The sequence below is a fragment of the Parafilimonas terrae genome, from assembly GCF_900115755.1.
Taxonomy (GTDB): Bacteria; Bacteroidota; Bacteroidia; order Chitinophagales; family Chitinophagaceae; genus Parafilimonas; species Parafilimonas terrae.
On the sequence record NZ_FOXQ01000006.1, the window covers coordinates 125,154 to 145,189 of the forward strand.

The 20,036-nt window shown below is 39.2% G+C and carries 14 protein-coding genes; 7 read left to right on the forward strand and 7 right to left on the reverse strand.

Annotated elements, in window-relative coordinates:
- Positions 1-22: 22 nt before the first annotated feature.
- From BM015_RS11410 to BM015_RS21975, 6 genes are read right to left on the reverse strand one after another with little or no spacing between them, the layout of a single operon-like run.
- Positions 23-715 (reverse strand): M48 family metallopeptidase, encoded by a 693-nt coding sequence (locus BM015_RS11410; RefSeq protein ID WP_090658441.1) that lies wholly within the window; start codon positions 713-715, stop codon positions 23-25.
- Entirely contained in the window at positions 715-3,768 is a 3,054-nt protein-coding gene (locus BM015_RS11415; RefSeq protein WP_090658442.1) for a type I restriction endonuclease subunit R, read from the reverse strand. Before BM015_RS11415 ends, BM015_RS11410 begins: the two co-directional genes overlap by 1 nt.
- A gap of 27 nt (positions 3,769-3,795) precedes the next feature.
- On the reverse strand, positions 3,796-4,548 hold the full coding sequence (locus BM015_RS21730; protein WP_218148484.1) for a hypothetical protein: 753 nt from the start codon (positions 4,546-4,548) through the stop codon (positions 3,796-3,798).
- A gap of 8 nt (positions 4,549-4,556) precedes the next feature.
- Entirely contained in the window at positions 4,557-5,771 is a 1,215-nt protein-coding gene (locus BM015_RS11425; RefSeq protein WP_090658444.1) for a restriction endonuclease subunit S, read from the reverse strand.
- Positions 5,759-7,600 (reverse strand): N-6 DNA methylase, encoded by a 1,842-nt coding sequence (locus BM015_RS11430; protein ID WP_218148485.1) that lies wholly within the window; start codon positions 7,598-7,600, stop codon positions 5,759-5,761. Before BM015_RS11430 ends, BM015_RS11425 begins: the two co-directional genes overlap by 13 nt.
- 2 nt (positions 7,601-7,602) lie before the next feature.
- The gene (locus tag BM015_RS21975) at positions 7,603-8,199 is read right to left on the reverse strand and encodes an N-6 DNA methylase (RefSeq protein ID WP_218148486.1); all 597 of its coding nucleotides are present in this window, start codon (positions 8,197-8,199) and stop codon (positions 7,603-7,605) included.
- Positions 8,200-8,409: 210 nt separating this feature from the next.
- On the opposite strand from BM015_RS21975, the gene BM015_RS11435 reads away from it, so the two are divergent.
- The 3 genes from BM015_RS11435 to BM015_RS11450 all read left to right on the forward strand — a co-directional run bounded on the left by BM015_RS11435 (position 8,410) and on the right by BM015_RS11450 (position 11,713).
- Positions 8,410-10,503 carry a hypothetical protein gene (locus tag BM015_RS11435; protein ID WP_143075831.1) on the forward strand — a complete coding sequence of 698 codons (2,094 nt, stop codon included), beginning with the start codon at positions 8,410-8,412 and terminating at the stop codon, positions 10,501-10,503.
- 59 nt (positions 10,504-10,562) lie between these two features.
- A complete protein-coding gene (locus BM015_RS11440; protein WP_090658450.1) occupies positions 10,563-11,087 on the forward strand; it encodes a CHAP domain-containing protein in 525 nt (174 codons plus the stop codon).
- 368 nt (positions 11,088-11,455) lie between these two features.
- On the forward strand, positions 11,456-11,713 hold the full coding sequence (locus BM015_RS11450) for a hypothetical protein (RefSeq protein WP_090658455.1): 258 nt from the start codon (positions 11,456-11,458) through the stop codon (positions 11,711-11,713).
- A gap of 758 nt (positions 11,714-12,471) precedes the next feature.
- Here BM015_RS11450 and BM015_RS11455 read toward each other — a convergent pair.
- Complete coding sequence (locus tag BM015_RS11455; RefSeq protein ID WP_090658457.1) at positions 12,472-13,113, reverse strand: DUF502 domain-containing protein; 642 nt, start codon at positions 13,111-13,113, stop codon at positions 12,472-12,474.
- Positions 13,114-13,233: 120 nt separating this feature from the next.
- On the opposite strand from BM015_RS11455, the gene BM015_RS11460 reads away from it, so the two are divergent.
- The 4 genes from BM015_RS11460 to BM015_RS11475 are packed head-to-tail and all read left to right on the forward strand — an operon-like array spanning position 13,234 to position 20,002.
- A complete protein-coding gene (locus tag BM015_RS11460) occupies positions 13,234-13,854 on the forward strand; it encodes a TetR/AcrR family transcriptional regulator (protein ID WP_090658459.1) in 621 nt (206 codons plus the stop codon).
- The gene (locus BM015_RS11465) at positions 13,851-15,191 is read left to right on the forward strand and encodes a TolC family protein (RefSeq protein ID WP_090658461.1); all 1,341 of its coding nucleotides are present in this window, start codon (positions 13,851-13,853) and stop codon (positions 15,189-15,191) included. Before BM015_RS11460 ends, BM015_RS11465 begins: the two co-directional genes overlap by 4 nt.
- Positions 15,192-15,208: 17 nt before the next feature.
- Positions 15,209-16,366 carry an efflux RND transporter periplasmic adaptor subunit gene (locus BM015_RS11470; RefSeq protein ID WP_090658463.1) on the forward strand — a complete coding sequence of 386 codons (1,158 nt, stop codon included), beginning with the start codon at positions 15,209-15,211 and terminating at the stop codon, positions 16,364-16,366.
- Between the two features lie 54 nt (positions 16,367-16,420).
- Positions 16,421-20,002 carry an efflux RND transporter permease subunit gene (locus BM015_RS11475; protein ID WP_090658465.1) on the forward strand — a complete coding sequence of 1,194 codons (3,582 nt, stop codon included), beginning with the start codon at positions 16,421-16,423 and terminating at the stop codon, positions 20,000-20,002.
- Positions 20,003-20,036 lie beyond the last annotated feature (34 nt).

The window sequence follows — 20,036 nt, forward strand, 5'->3', positions numbered from 1 at the left end:
ATCCCTATAATATAGGGATAAATCAAACCGGTAATTCATTCAGGTTTTTCTTTCTCAACTGCCAGTTAGGTAAATATTGGTTCATGAGGGCAATAAAATCTTTATCATGGTGCCGTCTTAAAAAATGCATTAGTTCATGAACTACAATATACTCAATGCATTCAATTGGTTTCTTTACTAATTCGAGATTGAAATTAAGCCTGCCACTCTTGTCAGAACAGCTTCCCCATTTCGTTTTCATTGTTCTAATTGTATAGCCGGAAGGATTAACCCCGATTATTCTACGCCACTTGTCAACCAAAGCATCAAGTTTCAAAGCAAGTTGTTGGCGATACCATTTGTGCAATGCTTTTTGTTTTGCAATAGCATCAAATGGTTTTGGAAGTAATATTTCAATTGTACTATGATGTAATAAAACTTTTGTTCCTTTCACTGAATACGTAATCTTTAACAGGTAGCGTTTTCCAAACAGGTAATGCGATTCTCGGGTGATGTATAACTTTTCTGTTTCTCTTGGCTGAGTGATTATTTTTTTACGCTCTTTCCTTATCCATTGCAGTTTGGTTAAAAGATATACTTTAAGCTTATCAAGGGCAATATGTTCAGGCGATGAAATAGTTACCCGCCCATCTGGTGGATGCACACTCAAATGCACATTTTTAATGGGTTTGTATGAAACCTGCACTGCAATATCTGCTACCTTCAGCAACTGCATTAATAATCACTTTTATTATTTTCAACAATCTGGTAAATATCCAATGTACTTTGTTCGTCTTTTACTATTGCATAAATAGCAGCTTTTATCTCATTCTGTTTTTGCATATTTTCTCTGAAACCATCTTTCCTGGCATAATGTATGGCCGCATCACATTCCAGGGCTAAAGTTTCGTTGCCAAGATAATTGTAGATAGCCCTCACTCCTTGTGTTTTCAGTGAAACTGGCATAGCATCCCCAATACCCCTGTTTACCTGTTTAACCAGGTCGGCTATGCGTTGCAAATATTTTTTATATTCTATAACGCCCCGCTTTCTTTCTTCAATTAATTCATTCAGCAGATGCGACATTTTTTCAAAATAAACGGGATCTAACAAATGTTGTTTTACAATTTTTGAACGAACACTATTTTCTATTGTTTCGGCAACAGCCTCTTTATTATTTTTTATCCCTTCAGGCAAGCCATCAATTGCACCATTAATATCTGCTTCAATAAGGTCGAGCAGCGATATATCTTCAAAAGCAGTAACCACCTTAGAATCTTCTGCCTGTATATAATTATCAATCAGGTGCCGCATATCAGCCTCATAAGCCTTCATATCAAGCGTTTCTCCGCTGGCAATCCTTATTGTTTCGCGTAGCTTTAAATAAAAGTCAAGCCTTTCCTCAAAATGTTTTATTTCCCTTTCATTAAAACCTGCTTCTGTAAATTCACCGTTCATGTTCGCATAGGCCCGTATGTAGGCAACTATCAGTTTATATAAAGCAACCCGTTTATGTTCGTTAGCTTTTAAATCTTTCGATATTTCAGTATTGCCGCAGAAGTATTTTATAAAACTCAAATCATCTTTCGGGTACGGAACATCCGAGCATAACTCCTTTACTTGTTCAAGCGCTTCTTCCAATCGCTCACGTGCCATTTTTAAACGGTCTTTCAATACCACTTCCACTTCTTCTTTGGTAAAACTTTCTTCATCTAATTCGGAAGTATAAACATTAATAGCATCTGTCACATTACCGAACAAGCCCATGTAATCAATAATATAACCAAACTCTTTATCATCACTATCCAGCCTGTTTACACGGCAAATTGCCTGGAATAAAGTATGGTCCTGCATCTTTTTGTCAATATAGATGTAAGTGCATGGTGGCGCATCAAAACCGGTTAATAGTTTTGATACCACTATCAGCAGCTTCATTCTTGCAGGCTGTTTCCTGAATAATTCCTTGTTATCTATTTCGTAGCTTTCTGTTTTGGTTTTATTGGGTTTTGGAATAACATTTACCAGCAATTTTTCATACACTTTAAAAATGTATTCCCTTTCGGTTTCTGTATCCTCGCCTGTATCTTCCGTTGTAATATCGCTGTTGTTCGGGTTGTATGATGTGATAACGGCACATTTGTGCTTAAGTGGCGTTTCCTGGAAAAGTTCGTAATAGCGGCATGCTTCATAAATGCTGCCGGCAACAAGAATAGCATTGCCACGCTCTGATGATAAACGTGGCTGTACACTGAAATCAAACAGCACATCCTGCACAATTTTATCCATCCTCGACCTTGAACTGAGCAAATACTGCATTGTTCCCCACTTCTTTTTCAAGGCGGATTTCTGGAAATCATTCAAGCCCTTTGTTTTGGCTTCAAACCAGGCATCCACTCTCTCCTGCGATGATAGTTTTTGTTCTATATCCCTGCCTTCATATACAAGGTCTTTAACCACACCATCATCAACCGCTTCATTAAATTTATAAGTGTGGATATATCTGCCGAAAACATCCATCGTAGTTTTTCTGTCTTGTTTTAATAACGGCGTTCCTGTGAAACCAATGAATACAGCATTGCGTAGCATCACCTTCATGGTTTCATTAAGTTTGCCGCTTTGCGAACGGTGGCATTCATCCACAAACACAAAAATATTTCCCTGTGTTGGTATAGGATTGTTCTTTAATTCTTCGATGAAAACCTTATAATCAATATCGCCTTTCTTTACAAACTTGTGCAGCAGCGAGCAAATTAACCTTGGCCTTGAACTGGTTAAAAACTGCATTAACTCTTTGCCTGATTCCGTCCGTGCAATATCTTTTTCACCGGTATCCTGGAAAACGCGTTCTATCTGTTCATCCAGTTCTGTACGATCGGTTAAAATAACCATACGGGAGTTGGTAATATTTTCCAAAATCCATTTTGCCAACAGCACCATCATAATGCTTTTGCCTGAGCCCTGTGTATGCCATATAATGCCACCTTCCTGTTTTTGCACAAATAACTGTGCTTCTTTCAGCCCAAGGTATTGATGTGGACGCGGTAGTTTTTTAATACCCGCATCAAATACAACTCCGTTGTAAATAATATCGATAAAGCGTTGTTTGCCGCAAAGTTTTTTAAGGTATTTATCTAGTTTATAATCCTCGTTATCTGCTTCATCTTCTTTCCAGTTCAGGTAATATTTTTCAGGGGTTTCAATAGCGCCATAACGCAAACCCTGTGTATTGTTGCCGGCAAAAAGAAACTGAACTGTCGAATAAAACCATTCATGAAAACGGTCTTGTTGATTAGAGATGCTTTGCCGTATGCTTTCTGAAATATCTACAATGCCTCGTTTTAATTCAAGTACGGCAATGGCAATACCATTAATGTACAAAACTATATCAGGGCGGCGGGTGTTGTTGCCTTTTAACGTAACTTCTTCGGCAATACCAAAATCGTTATTTTCCCAGTCTTCTCCCCAGTCAATTGGAAAGACTGTCTGGTTCTGTTCACCAATATCTTCTTTGGCTTTTACGCCATAGCGTATGCGTTCATAAAAAAGTTTATTACGTTCGTATATATTGCCTGAAGTGCTTTTGGCAAGAGCTGTTATTTCTTGTATGGCTTTATTCTGCAAGGCCACACTGTATCCTTTTTTTTCAAGAAACTGCCTTAAATAAACTTCTTCTACATTGCTGTTGTTTTGCCTCTCTTCCCAATTGCCGTAATAAGTGTACCCAAGATTGGTAAACAGTTGTATTATCCTGTTTTGGGTTAAGCGTTCTATAGGACTGATCGTTGACATAATGGCTGGCAGTAATGGTTTATTGTATCATACTTTAATAATACTTGCTAATTTACTGCTTACAATTTTAATATCCTTTGCATGATCACGTTTTATCCGGTGCTTTTTATCATGGCTAAAATCAAAATAACCTAATTCAATTAGTGTAATGCCATGCCTGGGCAACACATCCCTGCGCCTTTGATCGTATAGTTCCCTTTGTACGCCCCTGTGTACACCGCTAACGGTTAATACATCCGGCTTGTCAAAATGTTTTACTGCGTTGGTATGTTGCGTTTCCCTGTATTCAAATACAAGGTTAAGCGAGGAATAATAAATATCCACAGGCAATTTTGTACCGGCATCACCCAACAAAAATACAAACCTGTGCTGGCGAATACCTTTTATACCTATAACCTCGTCACATAAATTTAAAACATACGCTTCATCACTGTCAGCCCTCTTTGATTTTGATACAATAGGTATTTTATTTATTGCTGCAGATTGCAGTTGCTTTTTAGCTACAGGCTTTTGTAAAACAAACTTACCAGTTCTGCCAAAGAACCAATTAGTGTTAATTGATTTTCTCTCAGCAATAACATAAGGAATTAAATGCAGTTGCCTTTCCTTATCCAGCTTTCGTAAAACTTTTCTTATTGGCAAACCCTTCTTTTCATCTTTCTCAAAAATACCAGCTTTTATAAAGTCAGGCATCATGTCTTTTGCTGGAATAGTTATTACAGACGGGTTGTTGCTGAAAAATTGTTGTAATACAGTATTTATGGCAGCTATCTTATTCATAAATTTATTTACACCAACCTTACTTTGCCTGTTAATAACGCCTGCATCATACCTCGTTTTATTTGTTGTGCTTTGACAAGTTTTTTTTCTAATACTTCTATTTCGGAATCCATATTGGAAAGTATGGAGGCGATGCGAGTCTGTTCTTTTTTATTTGGAATTACAACTTCAATTGATTTTACTTTAGTAGGGCTTATTTCTAGAAAAGTACTTCCACTCGCATTTTGCAATAAGGTAGATTTTTTTGTACTCATTAGATAATAAATAAATTCATTATCGTTTTCAGGCGAAACTAAAAGGGATTGAAACCCCTGATTTGTACAAGCTTTTATTTTTAAAATACCTAAATCACCAATAACAGCCCTGGATGTCATTAAAATTGCTCCAATAGGAAGAATTATTGCAGAAGAATTATTTAACCCAGATATAGATATTTTTCTTTTACTTGAAAATAAATATTTACTATACCCTATTTCGGTTGGAGTAAACCATTCAATACTGCCATTCCAATATTCTGATATTGACGTTGAAGGTGTTCCTCCTCCAATAACTGTTGCGACCGCTCCCAACTTCTTCACTTCCCAACCTTCTTTTGGTGTTAGCAGTTGTTGCATTGCACCTTGTTTAATAAGGCGTTTTTTGGCAATTAGTTTTTCAAGGCTTTCAATCCATGCATCGGTATCGCTTAATGCTTCGGCTATTGCTTTTTGTTCGGGAAGTGGAGGGAGGGGCAGTTTAATTTCACTTAATGTTTTAGGATAAATGTGAACAACGGCATCTCCCTGACCTTTAGATGCTTTCTGAAAATTGACAATTTTTGAATTAAGGGCATAACCCAAAAAAATCGAACTATCTTTTTGCGGAGATAAAATAATCACATCACCTCCAGCATATACTTCATCATTAAAAATAAATGCAGCACATTTACCAATCTCTTCTTTTGTTTCGCCTGAACCAGCAAAAAGTAAATCTCCTTTTTTTAATAATTTTGATTGCTTCGATACATTTTTAGAAATAAAAGAATGAAAAGATTTAATTATGTAGTTATGATGAGTGTATAATTCACCATATCTTATTGCGGGAATGTTTCCTGAGTTAGAATCTGATTTATTAATCCCCTTTCCTTTACTAAATGCTCCTATTTCACCTAATTCTTTCACCTCCCAGTCTTCCGGAATCAATCCAACTTCTGTTTCTTTATATTTTGTTTCTACCAGTTCCATCCCATTGCGTTTAAATGCATTTTTACTTTACTTTCATAATCCTGCACTTCCTGTTCTATGGCAGGCAATGTGTTTTCATAACGCTCTGCCAGTTCTTTAATGCGTTGCGCCAGGTTTTGGCTTATGCGCTCCTGTTCTTCCTGTAAAGCCTGTTGCAGGTGCTGCATCCATTTATGGTTAATTACAATATCTTTTATTTCATCTTCGGTAAGCATATCATACTGCGCTATCACCGCTTTTTCCATTTTGGCTTTGGCTGTTTTTATTAAGCTGTTGGTAAGGGCAAGCGTTTCATTCAGCTCAATGTAATTTTCAATAACCGCTATTTCTTCTTTGGGCGCAATCTCTGTTTTCCGCTGCTTTAAAAATTTCTTTGCACTGGCAAGGTTAAGTTTATCTAACTCGGCAAAAATGCCATCCTCAACATTGTTCTCTTCTTCGCTTTCTGCAATTTTCGCCTTTAATTCTTCTATATCCTGTTCAAATTTTTGCAGCACTGCCCAATCTTCGTGCAGGTATATTTCTATCAGCAATTGCGGTGGTATCATTCTCCCTGTAATGCCTTCCAAACCCTCTACTTCTCTGTCTTTGCCAGTCTTGCCTTCCTTGTTTTTCTTTGCTTTAATCACCTGTCGCTCCCATGTATTGCCGGCCTGCCAGCCATTTAGCGCAATAGTATAAAGATCATCCTGCATGGTTTCGTTCCAGTAAGCCATTAGTTGCTGATACAGGTCGTAAGCATCCACCAGTTTATTGCCTGCAAAAGCGTTTAACAGCAGGTCAGCCGTTTCTGCAATCTCCTGTTTGGGGTGTATGCCAGCAGTTAGTTGCTTAAAATGGGCAACTCTTTCCGTTTTCCAGCCGTCAAATGTTTGTTGCAACTGTGCATTGAAGGCTTTAAATTCAGCATGGTTGAATATGCATTGCTTTATTTCCGCAGGAGGCAATTGCAAAGCATAATAGTTATCGCTGATGCTTTTAAACAACGTGTTTTTTAAACTGGGATATACCTGCCAGTATTTATGCAGCGCATCAATATCAGTTTTTGGAATGCCGCCGTTCAAGTGCGCAAAAATATCCTGTATGTCTTCCGGCTCCTGGCTATCTATGTAGCGGGGAATATTCAGGTTGTAATCATTTTTTTCATCAGCAATTTCGTGCAACGGTACCATGCGGCTATATTTTGGCACTTTTTCAAAATGCGTGAACACATCGGTTATTTTGCGAATATCCTGTTCACGCAGGCGGTTTTTATTCCCGTCTTTTATAAAACCTTTGCTGGCATCCATCATAAAAATGCCTTTGCGTTGCGCTGCCTGTTCTTTATCAATCACCATAATGCAGGCCGGGATGCCGGTACCGTAAAATAAATTGGCGGGCAGGCCAATGATACCTTTTATATAGCCTTTGTTTATAATGTTCTTGCGAATCTCTGCCTCAGCATTACCACGGAACAATACGCCATGCGGCAACACCACGGCAGCTTTGCCATTAGTTCGTAAACTCTTTATAATGTGCAATAAAAAAGCATAATCGCCATTCTTTTCAGGTGGCACACCAAAGCCTGTAAAGCGGTCAAATTCATCAGCAGATGTTTGCACGCCATTGCTCCAGTTTTTTAGCGAGAACGGCGGGTTGGCAACCACGTAATCAAAGGTTTTTAATTTGCCATTTTCATTTTTAAAGAAAGGGCGTGATAAAGTATTGTCAGCAATAATTTCAGCGGAGGGATTGTTATGTAGTATCATGTTCATTCTTGCCAGGTTAGCAGTGGCAATTTCTTTTTCCTGACCGTAAAGCGTGATACTTTTTTCTGCTTCCTCTGCCACTTTTAACAGCAGCGAGCCCGACCCGCATGTTGGGTCATCGCTGTGGTTTGCGAAGTAGAATTGTTTTTATTGATTCCAATAACCTTTGCCAGTATGCGGCTTACTTCAGCAGGTGTATAAAACTGCCCTTTGCTCTTACCGCTTTCCGTAGCAAAATGGCGCATCAGGTACTCGTAAGCATCACCTAAGATATCATCGCCTTCAGCACTGTTGCCGGAGAAATCGAGATCCGGGGAGTTAAAAATAAGAACAAGGTTGCTGACTGTATCAACCAGGTCTTTATCTTTTCCCAGCTTACCCTCATCGTTAAAGTCCGGAAATTCATTTAAGCGGTTTGCTTCCTTAATCGGATTAAGTATTTTCTTGTTGACATCATCGCCTATATTGGATGTGCCTACCAGGTTTACCATGTCCTGGAAGCTGGAGCCTTCAGGTACCTTAATAGCGGCAAATGGTTTGCCTGCATACTTATCGGAAATATATTTTACAAATAAAAGCGTGAGCACATAGTCTTTGTATTGAGAGGCGTCCATGCCCCCGCGCAATTCATCACAGCTTGCCCATAGGGAACTGTACAGTTCAGATTTTTTGATGGCCATTAGTTAAAAAAGAAGAGGTTTTGGGCAAAAGTAGGGGGTTGGAAAGTATTAAGAATACCATTATTGGAAATACCATCTGTAAAGAAAGGCCTTTGAACAAGACATTAAGGGGAAAAAACATATAAATGGCGTGGTTTTTCACCTTACAGGCTTTTGATGTGGTTTTGATATTTGCACTTCATTTCTAATATACTCAAATATCAAAACTTTATGAAAAATATCATTATTAGCTGTTTATTATTAAGTAGCCTAAACGCGTTGTCACAAGACTCTGCTCAATACAATAACAAACGTCTTCAAACTGATGTTTTTACTTTAAGTGCTTGCTCGCCTAATCTTATTTCCATTCAGAGATCAGGTGATAACCCATATAAGAACAAACAGATCCCATTAAGCAAATTGTCAATCAACGTAAATAGGTTCAGTGCTTTTAAAGTTGAAAACATTAATCCCTTAAGGTACCATTATTATATTAATAATCAGTCTGTATCCCAATTCTTTGATGAAACAGATTTAATACTTGGCAATTTTATAAAAGATACTGCCGATCTTAAAATAAATGATATTGAGATTTTACAATTTTTTAAATCGGATTATAGAACTGACAAAACTCGTGATGAGATTGAAGACTCGAAGAAAAAAATCAATTTGTATAAAGATACTTTGGCAATTTTAAACAACTTATCGTATAAGATAATTGAAAGAATTAAAAAGAATAAAACAATGTATTATGATACTGCTTCCAACATAATTAAAACAACTGTTAAAGATAAAGAAGAAGAAAATAGTTATAACAAAACCAAGGACAGCATTAATACAGCCTGGGCCAAGCAATCAGCAAATTTGCAAAATGAAACAGATAATTGGGGCAGAAAAATGGAAAACCAAACTATCAATAATAACGGCAGCATAATTTTTGATGACATTCAAAAAATTAAAGCTCCAGGGTATGAAGATGTGCAGCAGTTGATTGCTAATGAAGCACAAAAAACCATTGATAATATGAAAGAGATTGAAAAACTGATTAGACAATTATCAGCTTTGCCATCCGATCAATATAATCAATCACATTTTGAATCTCTTTATAATAATTACAGCTATTATTCTAAATCGGATAATCAAGAAACAATAGATACTGTAATTAATCAAGTGAAAAAAATTAAAGAATTTGCTTCAAATAAAGGATTTATAGTTGATAAGAAAAAACTTGCAAGCGGTGATGAATTGGAAATATACAGAATAGAAGAATTTGCATTAAATGAAAAAACTAAACTTGCTGAATCTTTTGTAATTTTTTCCTCATTGCAAATAGGGAAATTATTACAAAGCACTCTAGTTAACTGCTCAAGGTTTAATAATGAAATTAACAGTCAAACATGTTTAAAGGATATTCAAAATAACATTGACTTCAACTTATTAAAAGATAGTGTTGTTTATACCTACATTCAGGATGTCTGTGCCGATTTAAATGTTTTAATAAATTTCCTGGCACTTGATAATCCGGTATTTAATAATACTGTGAAAAATATTAATGATAATTACAAACTGCTATTAAAGTTTATTAAAACGCTTGATTTTGTTAGCAGGAATAATGCAAAAGAGTTCACATTACCATTTTCTAATAATTTAAGGAATATTGATTTAATTAGATATTCTATAGAGCGAAAAGATAAACTAACAGGCAAAACAGAATCCTATGATTATGATATATGGGTGAAAGGCGGTCTCAAAGTAGATTTTAGCGTTGCCATTTTAATGTCGCAGCTAAGCGATATTACATTTAATAAAAACCCTTTATTTTCTAATCCTGTTTTTGATTCAGCAAGCAATAGCTATACGTCTGATCAAAGGAGTGACAGCTTTTATTTAAAAAAGACTGATGCAGGAAGATACAATTTTGCATTTGGTGGAATGGTCAATCTTATGTGGCGTACTGGAGCATCCTGGATAACACCCGGGTTAAGCTTGGGTATTGCATACGGAACAGGCACAAATAGCAAGTTACAGTTCCTGGGAAGTCTGTCATTACAATTTGGCAAAACAGAAAGATTAATTGCTCATTTTGGATTAGTAGCAGGTCAACAGCAACAACTAGATATTTCACAAATAACCTATAATCCAGCAAGAGATATTCTGGATCAGGGAAATACCTATAAAGTAAAAGGAGATTTCAGTACCATGGCTGTACCCTATAATTACAAATTCGTTTTTAAACCATTTTTTGGAATTTCTTATAACTTAAGTAAAAAGAATGCATTCAATGCAGTTGGCAGCAGCGCAAATAATTTTAAAGAGGCATTTTAAGTAACTGTTGTATGATTAACTACGGCAATAAAGGATGACAGCCTTCTTAATAAGCCATCTTGCACGAAGATAATAACACAAATAATTTAAAAAATTTTAAAAAATATTTTATGTCCAGACAGAATTTATTGGAGGTTGCCGCATACGAAAACGGCACCACTGAAACAAACTCCAATCTTACAAAATATGGTGAATGGTATGGATTAAACGGAGTAAAATGGTGTGCAATATTCGTAAGCTGGGTTTTTCATCATGCCGGCTATCCGTTAGGGCAAATTGATAAACCCAAAGGATTTCATTATTGTCCATCTGGTTATATGCATTGGAAAGAAAAAGGATGTTTTACAGATGATCCTCAGCCAGGAGATATAATACTTTACGATTTTCATAAACAATCTGGACAAATTGCAGATCATACTGGGATCTTTGTGCGTTGGATAAAAAGAGGCAGTTCATTTGAGGCTTGGGAAGGTAATACTTCTAAACATGGAGATACGGATGGCGGGCATGTTATGTTGCAAGATCGATATATCAACTCAGTTCGGGCATTTGTAAACCCTGAAGTGTACGGTTATAATTTTTAAAAAGGATCTCTTAGAAAGATATCTATCGCAGTAAGTTCCCTGCCCCGCAATATCTCTTAACCTCACTTTTCTGCGGGCAAGCACATTGCACCTTTTATTACAACTACTCCAAACCCCGCGGGTTTCAAAAATCCTCGGGGTTTCGTCGCCGCAGTGCCCCCATCCCTAAAGCCATTGCACACAGAATGAGCCCTCCGCTCAATACCTGCCTTAGGCCTTGCCCCTCCCACCTCAAACCTCATACCCCATACCCCAAACCTCATACCCCCCAAACCTCCCACCTCATTCCCCCTCCTCCTTAAAAAAAATTTTGGCAAATTAAATTTTGTAGTAAATTAGGTTATTCAATTTCACTAAACCAATTATCTATGAAACCCGCAATAACCAAAACCAGGAAGCCTTATTATAACAAACGCATTAAACCTGGAGTAAAGCCAATCCCGGTAACCAATACCACTATAAACGATTGGGTTGACAAACAGGTCATCCTCGAAACCTTCAAATTATCAGAGCGCACTTTGCAGAATTACCGTAGTAAAAGAATCATCCCCTCTTCAAACATTGGAGGCAAAATATTCTATTGCCTGCACGGCATCTTGCGCGTGTTGGAACATAATATGGGATAACGCCTTTCCAAAAATTGTTACCCCCTCACCTCATCCAAAACCTGCATAAAAGAGGTCGTTTTTAAACTTGCCGCTGCTGGTCTTGTTCACCAACAGCTTTTACCGTCTTTCTTGTTGTAGCGGGGGGCTATCAGCAAGGCCGGCCATCTTGTCAGGGGCATATCAGAAGCATATCAGAACTATACCAGGAGCATATCAAAGCTATCCATCCAAACTACACTCCCAGCCCGCAACAGCATTATTGTCAGTCCATGCATGTCTTTCGTGCCCCATGGTTGAATGAAGGCAGGAGCATGCATATTTGTGTTTGCTTAATCTTTAATCAGAAAAATCCTGTAAATCTGGTTCAGACAAACATCAAGGATCAACAGCCCAAAGAACCACCAAACCTACACCAAACCTATAAGGTTTTTGAAACCTTATAGGTTTACACCCCTTAGCCAAAGAGTCATCAGCACACCAAAGCTAAAATCGACAAAGGAGATTCGCGAACACTGCTAAAAGACAAACCTGCTGTGAGCAATATCATTTTTTCTTGATTTTTTCCTGCCCGACTGGCCCCGGTCAGGCGGGGGTACTTTTTTATCAAAAGAAAAGTACAGTAAGAAATCATTGTTATCAAGGGTAAAGAAAGTGACAAAAAGATTAAATCAAAGCTATTCATTTAGTGAAAGACATAAGCCGGTAGTAGAATATCATCCGTTTTTGATTTTTAGTACTTTTTATCAGGAAGAAAAGTACAGGAAGATGCGTCAGCCCTATGCATCATGTCCCTCCTCCAAATGCGTAACCCCGCCGGATATAACAAACTTCATAGCCTCTGCACTGTTCATATTATCAAGCGGCCTTATCTTTTCCTTCGGCACAAAATATACCACGCCGGTTAATGCATAAGACAGAGGCACATATACCGCCACATGTTCTTCAAGCCCAAACTGGGTAACATCATGCTGGGTAATAAAACCAACGCGCCAGGTATCTGCTGCATCCACGCTTACCAATACCGGCTTATCAAATTTTTTTCGGTTACCGCCAAAAGCTTCAAGAAAATCTTTTACGGCGGAATAAATATATTTTATACCGGGCGTTTGCTCCAGCACACGGTTTAAAAAACTCAGTATCCTCGAAACAAAAAATGAAGTGGATATAAACCCGATAATGGTTACAATTATTACAACCATTAAAAAGCCAAGGCCCGGGATAGTGCGCAGCGATCCGTCGGGCGCTGTCATCCATTTGGGAAACAGGGCAAACAGAATATCGGGCAGGAAATTATCAATCAGGTTAAACAGCCATACCACCACATAAATGGTGATGGCAATAGGTGCAATCACAATTATGCCCTGGAAGAAATACTGCAGTACATTCCTGAAACTGAATTTTTCGGGTGAGTTTTCCATAAAGCAAAATTCAGGTCAAAACATGTAAAGTTTACCGTTCAGCAAAAAATAATATAAAATTGTTTAGGAAACTTTGGTTACGAAAATAGTTTCCATAGTTTTGCCCCCGTTTTTTGAGTTATGAGCATAAAGGAAAGAATTCAGCAGAAAGCAGGCGAGCTTTTTTTCAGGTATGGTATCCGCAGCGTTACAATGGATGAAATAGCCAGCCAGCTTGGCATTTCAAAAAAAACCATTTACCAGTTTTATTCCGATAAGGATTCGCTTGTAAAAGACATATTCACCGGCATTACCGATGAGAATAAAAAGAAATGCATACGCTTTAAAGATGTTTCTGAAAACGCTATCCATGAGCAGTTTCTCGCAGCCGATTCAGCGCAGGAAATTTTCAATAACCTGAATGCTTCTGTGCTGTACGACCTTAACCGCTTTCATCCGAATGTGTTTGCAGATTTTGAAAAGTTTAAAAAACAGTTTCTTTTCAACTGTATTAAAGAAAACCTTCAGCGCGGCATAAAAGAAGGTTTATTCAGAAAGGATATTGATGTAAACATTATCACCTGGCTCAGGCTTGAAATGATTTCAGGCATTTTTCATAACGAAGAAGTTATAAGCGGCAAAACAAAACCGAACTATTTCGACGACGTAATGAAAGAGTTCTTTCTTCATGGCATCTGCACCGAAAAAGGGCTAACCTTATTATCGAAATATAAACACCAACGTCAAAAAAAATCAACATGAGTTTATTGAAGAGCACGTTGCTTTTGGGGTTAATATTCATTTCAGTAAAATCAATTTCGCAACAACCGGCAGCACATACATTCTCCGTTAAAGATTGCATTGAATATGCAATGAAAAATAATGTGCAGGTTAAGAATGCATTGCTGGATATACAGGTTCAAAAGCAGGATAACCGCGTAACAACCGCCCAGGCCCTGCCTTCCGTGAATGGCAGCGCCGGTTTTACAGATAACCTGAAAATACCCACACAGCTTTTACCGGGCGAATTTTTCGGCCAGCCGGCAGGCACTTATATTCCCGTGCAATTTGGTACGCAATACAGTGCAATGGGTTCTGTAACCCTGCAGCAAACGCTGTTCGACGGCCAGGTATTCGTGGGCCTGAAAGCACGTAAAACATCAATTGACTACCGCGAAAAAAGCCTTGCTGTAACGCAGGACATGATAAAGCAGAACATTTACAAAATATACTACCAGCTCGTTGTGAGCAAAACACAGATACAGCAAATTGATGCCAACATCAACCGCTCTAAAGACCTGCTGCGTGTAAACACGGCATTGCAAAAAAATGGTTTTGGCGAACAGATTGAAGTTGACAGGACATCTGTACAGCTCGCCAATTTTCAAACACGCAAACTCTCCATTGAAAGCACTATCAAGAACGGTTACTATGGCCTGAAGTTTTTAATGGGCATGCCCGAAAAGGACTCTTTGGTTTTAACGGATTCTTTGTCTGAAGACCAATTGAAACAGGGCCTGCTGAATGAAGGTATTTATAGTTACGAGAACCGCAGCGATTACCAGGTGCTGCAATCTACCGTGAAGTTGCAGGAGTTTAATCTGAAGCGCTATAAACTGGCCTTTTTACCAACTGTAAGCTTAACGGGTAATTATTTAAGGCAGGGCCAGGGAACGGAGTTTAATATTTTCGGCAAAGGGCAATGGTTTAGTTCCGCCTATGCTGCATTAAACTTATCTGTACCGCTCTTTAACGGGTTTTCAAAAGATGCCAACATAAAGAAGGCGAAGTTTCAACTGGAGCAGGCGCAAAATCAGTTGGAAGACCTTAAAAATTCAATCGACAACAGCACCATGCAGGCAGTTAACACGTTTCATTCAGCCATCAGCACACTTGATGACCAGAAACGAAATGTGGAGCTGGCAGAACGTGTGTACCAGCAGTCACAGAAGAAATATGAATCAGGTTTAGGTTCGCTGCTCGACATTACCAATGCACAGTCAGATTTAAGTATAGCGCAAAGCAATTACATCAGTGCCATGTATGATGCAGTAATAGCAAAAATTGATTACCTGTATGCAACAGGACAACTTCAATAACTAATCAAACTAAGTTTATGAACATAGTAAAGCATATAACAGTTGCAGTTTCTTTAATAATACTCGCTTCCTGCGGGGGCGAAAAAACAGGCAACACGCTTGCCGGTAAAAAGGCAAAGCTGGAGCAATTAAAAAAACAACAGGAAGATATTAACAAGCAGGTGGCAGACCTCCAGGCTGAGATCATTAAGCTGGACCCTTCAGCCAATCCTGAGAAAGCAAAGCTGGTTGCCGTTAAAACATTATCAACGGAAGATTTTCAGCACTACATAAACCTGCAGGGTAAAATTGATGCGGAGAATATAGCTTATGTCACGCCACGCAACCAGGGCGGCCAGGTAAAAGCGCTCTACGTAAAACAGGGCGATTATGTAAAGAAAGGCCAGTTGCTGCTGAAGTTGGATGATGCTATTTATCAGACCCAGTTAAACCAGGCGCATACACAATTAAAATATGCGCAGGATATATACCAGCGCAGGAATAATTTATGGAAAGAAAATATAGGCACCGAAGTGGAGCTTACAACCGCAAAGAATAATGTGGACCAGGCGCAGCACCAGGTTGATCTTATTAAAGAACAACTCGGCTATACAAATGTGTATGCAGAAATGAGCGGCGTTGCAGATGAGGTAACTATAAAAGTGGGTGAAACATTTACCGGCAACCCCGTTGCGGGCGGTTATATAAAACTGGTAAACACCAGCGATTTAAAAGCAACCGCACAGGTGCCCGATAATTATCTTGACAAAGTAAAAGTGGGCAGCACGGTAAAGGTTATTTTGCCTGATATTAATGATACGCTTACTTCAAAAATTACAACAGCGGGTAAAGTGATTGACCCTAACAGCCGCACCTTCCAGGTGGAAGCAAAACTTCCTTCAAACGCTAATTTTAAACCTAACCAGTTAGCGCTGATAAGAATAATGGATTATGCTGCCAATAACACATTCACTATACCGGTAAATACTTTGCAAACAGATGAACAGGGCAAATATGTGCTGGTGGCCGTAACTGAAAATGGTAAAACCTATGCCCGCAAAAAGCGCGTGGAAGCAGGCCAGTTGTACCAGGACCAGCTTGAAATAAAATCAGGCCTGGCCGCTGGTGATATACTTATTACAGATGGCTTTCAGAATTTATACGACGGCCAGTTAATTACAACTTCAGCCAGCTAAGCGCAGATTAACAAGCGGTGAAATAATATTCACCCGAAACATTAAACAGAATGTATGAGCTTAATTAATACCAGCGAAAAGTTTAAAGAATTTTTTGTAACCTCTTGGGCTGTTACCAATAAAACAGCGGTGTACCTGCTTATATTGATTGTTACACTCTGGGGCGTTACAAAATTTGTTACTACGCCAAAAGAACAGTTTCCCGATATTGTTATACCTACTATCTACGTTCAAACCATTTATGTAGGCAACTCGCCCAAAGACATTGAAAACCTTGTAACAAGGCCTATTGAAAAACAGATAAAAAGTATAACAGGCGCCAAGATCAATAAAATAACCAGTACATCGCAGCAGGATTATTCTGCCATTGTTGTGGAGTTTGATACCGAAGTAAAAACCGATGTGGCTCTGCAGAAAGTAAAAGATGCGATGGATAAAGCCAAGCAGGATTTGCCCACCGATCTTACGCAACAGCCAACAGCGCTTGAAGTAAATATTTCAGACCAGCCGATCATGTATGTAAACGTTAGCGGTAATTACGACCTGCAGCGTTTAAAGAAATATGCCGAAGATTTACAGGATGAACTGGAAAACCTGCCTGCATTAAACAGGGTTGATATTGTGGGCGCACCTGAAAGGGAATTCCAGATTAATGTTGACCGTAACCGCATGCAGTCTGCGGGCGTTACATTCGACCAGATAGCCAATGCCGTGTCTTACGAAAACCATGATATAACAGGCGGCTTGCTGCAGGTGGGCAATATGAAACGCACTTTGCAGGTACGCGGCCAGTTTAAAACTTCTTTTGATATTGAAAAGGTAGTGGTTACTAACACGTATGGCAATCCTGTTTACCTGAAAGATATCGCTACTATAAAAGACACTTTAAAAACAAGTGAAAGCTATGCCAGGCTCGATGGCAAAAGCGTAATTACGCTGAATATTATTAAACGCGCCGGTGAAAACCTTATTGAAACTTCCGATGCCGTAAAAGGTGCAGTGGAAGAAATGAAACAAACAGAATTTCCCAAAGACCTGGATATTGTAATTACCGGCGACCAGAGCAAGCAAACAAAAACTTCTTTCAACGACCTTGTAAACTCCATCGTAATTGGCTTTGTGCTGGTGCTTATCATTCTCATGTTTTTTATGGGTGTGGTAAATGCATTCTTTGTGGCATTGAGTGTACCGCTCAGTATGTTCGTGGCTTTTGTGTTTTTGCCTTTTGCGGATATAATTATCGGCGGCCATGTAACGCTCAATTTTATTGTGCTGTTTGCATTGTTGTTTGGCCTCGGTATTATTGTGGATGATGCCATTGTTGTAATTGAGAATACGCACAGGATATTTACGCAAAGCAAGGGAAAGCTATCGTCCACCATTTCAGCAAAAATGGCGGCGGGTGAAGTGTTTATACCCGTATTGGCGGGAACGCTTACCACGCTGGCGCCATTCTTCCCTTTGTTATTCTGGCCGGGCATTATTGGTAAATTCATGGTGTATTTGCCAGCCATGCTCATCTTCACTTTAACAGCATCATTAATTGTTGCGTTCCTGATGAACCCTGTTTTTGCGGTTGATTTCATGAACCATGAAGACCATGAAAACAAAAAGCCAAAGTCTGCTATTTTCAGGAAACCTTCTTTCTGGATTTTTGCTGCATTGGGTATTTTGCTCGACTTGTCAGGCGCTACGTTTGCAGGCAACCTTTTATTGTTCATTTTGATATTGATCGTACTGAACAAATATCTCTTTGAAGGCTGGATACATGCTTTCCAGAACAGGGCCTTACCCTGGATAATGAACCATTATGAAAACATGCTGCGCTGGGCATTGAACGGCAGAAGGCCGGTAGCCTTATTGCTGGGCACATTCGGGCTGCTCATTGTTTCTTTTTTCATGTTCTCTTCGTCTGTAAGCAGCGGCAGGGTGCAGGTGGAATTCTTTCCCAGCGGTGACCCCAACCAGATATATGTTTATTTAAAATTACCGGTTGGTACCGATGTTGAATACACAGATTCCGTTACCAAAGTGCTTGAAAAGAAAGTATATCATGTTTTGGGAATGGAGAATGGCAAAAAGAACCCTGTTGTGGAAAGTGTTATCAGTAATGTGGCCATTGGCGCCAACGATCCGTCAAGCGGTGACCAGAGCACACACCCCGAACGTGGCAGGATACAGGTTTCATTTGTTGAGTTTGGCGAAAGGGATGGCGTTTCCACATCACCCTACCTTGATTCAATCCGTGCAGAATTAAAGGGTATTCCGGGCGCCCAGATCAGTGTTGATAAGGAACAGAACGGGCCTCCTACCGATCCTCCAGTAAATATAGAAATCGCAAGTGATGACTTTGATGATCTTATTAAAACATCCGTTTCTCTAAAAAATTTCCTCGACTCCATACAGGTGCCGGGTGTGGAAGAATTAAAGATGGATGTTGACCTCACCAATCCTGAAATATCGCTTACCATAGACAGGGAAAGGGCCAATGCAGAAGGGCTTTCTACCGCACAAATAGGCAACGAAATAAGAACGGCCGTATTTGGCAGGGAGGTATCAAAAGTAAAAGAAGGCAAAGACGAATACAAAATACAGCTGCGCGACAAAGAGATGGATAAGGCCAGTCTTGTTGACCTGCTGAATATGACTATTACTTTCCGCGGTTCAACGGGGCAGGTAAAAACATTGCCTATCAGCTCGTTTGTAAACGTGGATTATACCACTACCTTAGGCAGCGTAAAACGCAAGAAATACAAACGTGTTATTACGTTAACATCCAACCTGCTTTCGGGTTATACAGCTACAACCGTAAACCAGCAACTGGCAGGTTATATAAAACAGTTTAAACAAAAGCCAGACACTGTAACAATAAGCCAGACAGGTGAAAGCGAGCAACAGGCAGAAACCGTATCGTTCCTCGGACAGGCTTTATTAATTGCCTTAATGCTGATATTGCTGATACTGGTGCTGCAGTTTAATTCGGTAAGCAAACCGGTGATCATTCTTACTGAGATATTGTTTAGTGTAATTGGTGTGTTTTTAGGTTTTAGTATTACCGGCATGACGGTAAGTTCGGTAATGACAGGCCTCGGCATTGTTGGCCTTGCCGGTATTGTGGTAAAGAACGGTATTCTTGTAATTGAATTTGCGGATGAACTGCGTGCCCGTGGTTTAAAAACCCACGAAGCTGTAGTGCAGGCAGGTAAAACGCGTATCATTCCCGTATTGCTTACAGCGATGGCCGCAATACTGGCGCTTATTCCGCTGGCTATTGGTTTCAATATCAACTTCATTACGCTGTTCTCCGAGCTTAACCCGCATATTTACCTCGGCGGCGATAATGCAGTGTTCTGGAAACCGCTTTCCTGGACCATCATCTTCGGCCTTGCCTTCGCTTTCTTTATGACGCTGGTAATTGTGCCAAGCATGTATTTAATTGCAGAGAGGTTAAGGCGGCCAATGCGCAGGATGTATGGAGGCAAATGGATAAGCTTTATGGGCATTCCGCCGCTTACAATTTTATTTATACCGATGGCAATTGCAACTACAATTGTTCAAAGAAGAAAAGCTGCCCGCAGGAGAAAGAGGGTTGATCCTAAAACCACAAATGAAGCCTTTGTTGGTAGCTGGTTTTAGTATAAATTTACAACGAAGGTTTAAGCGTTTACCA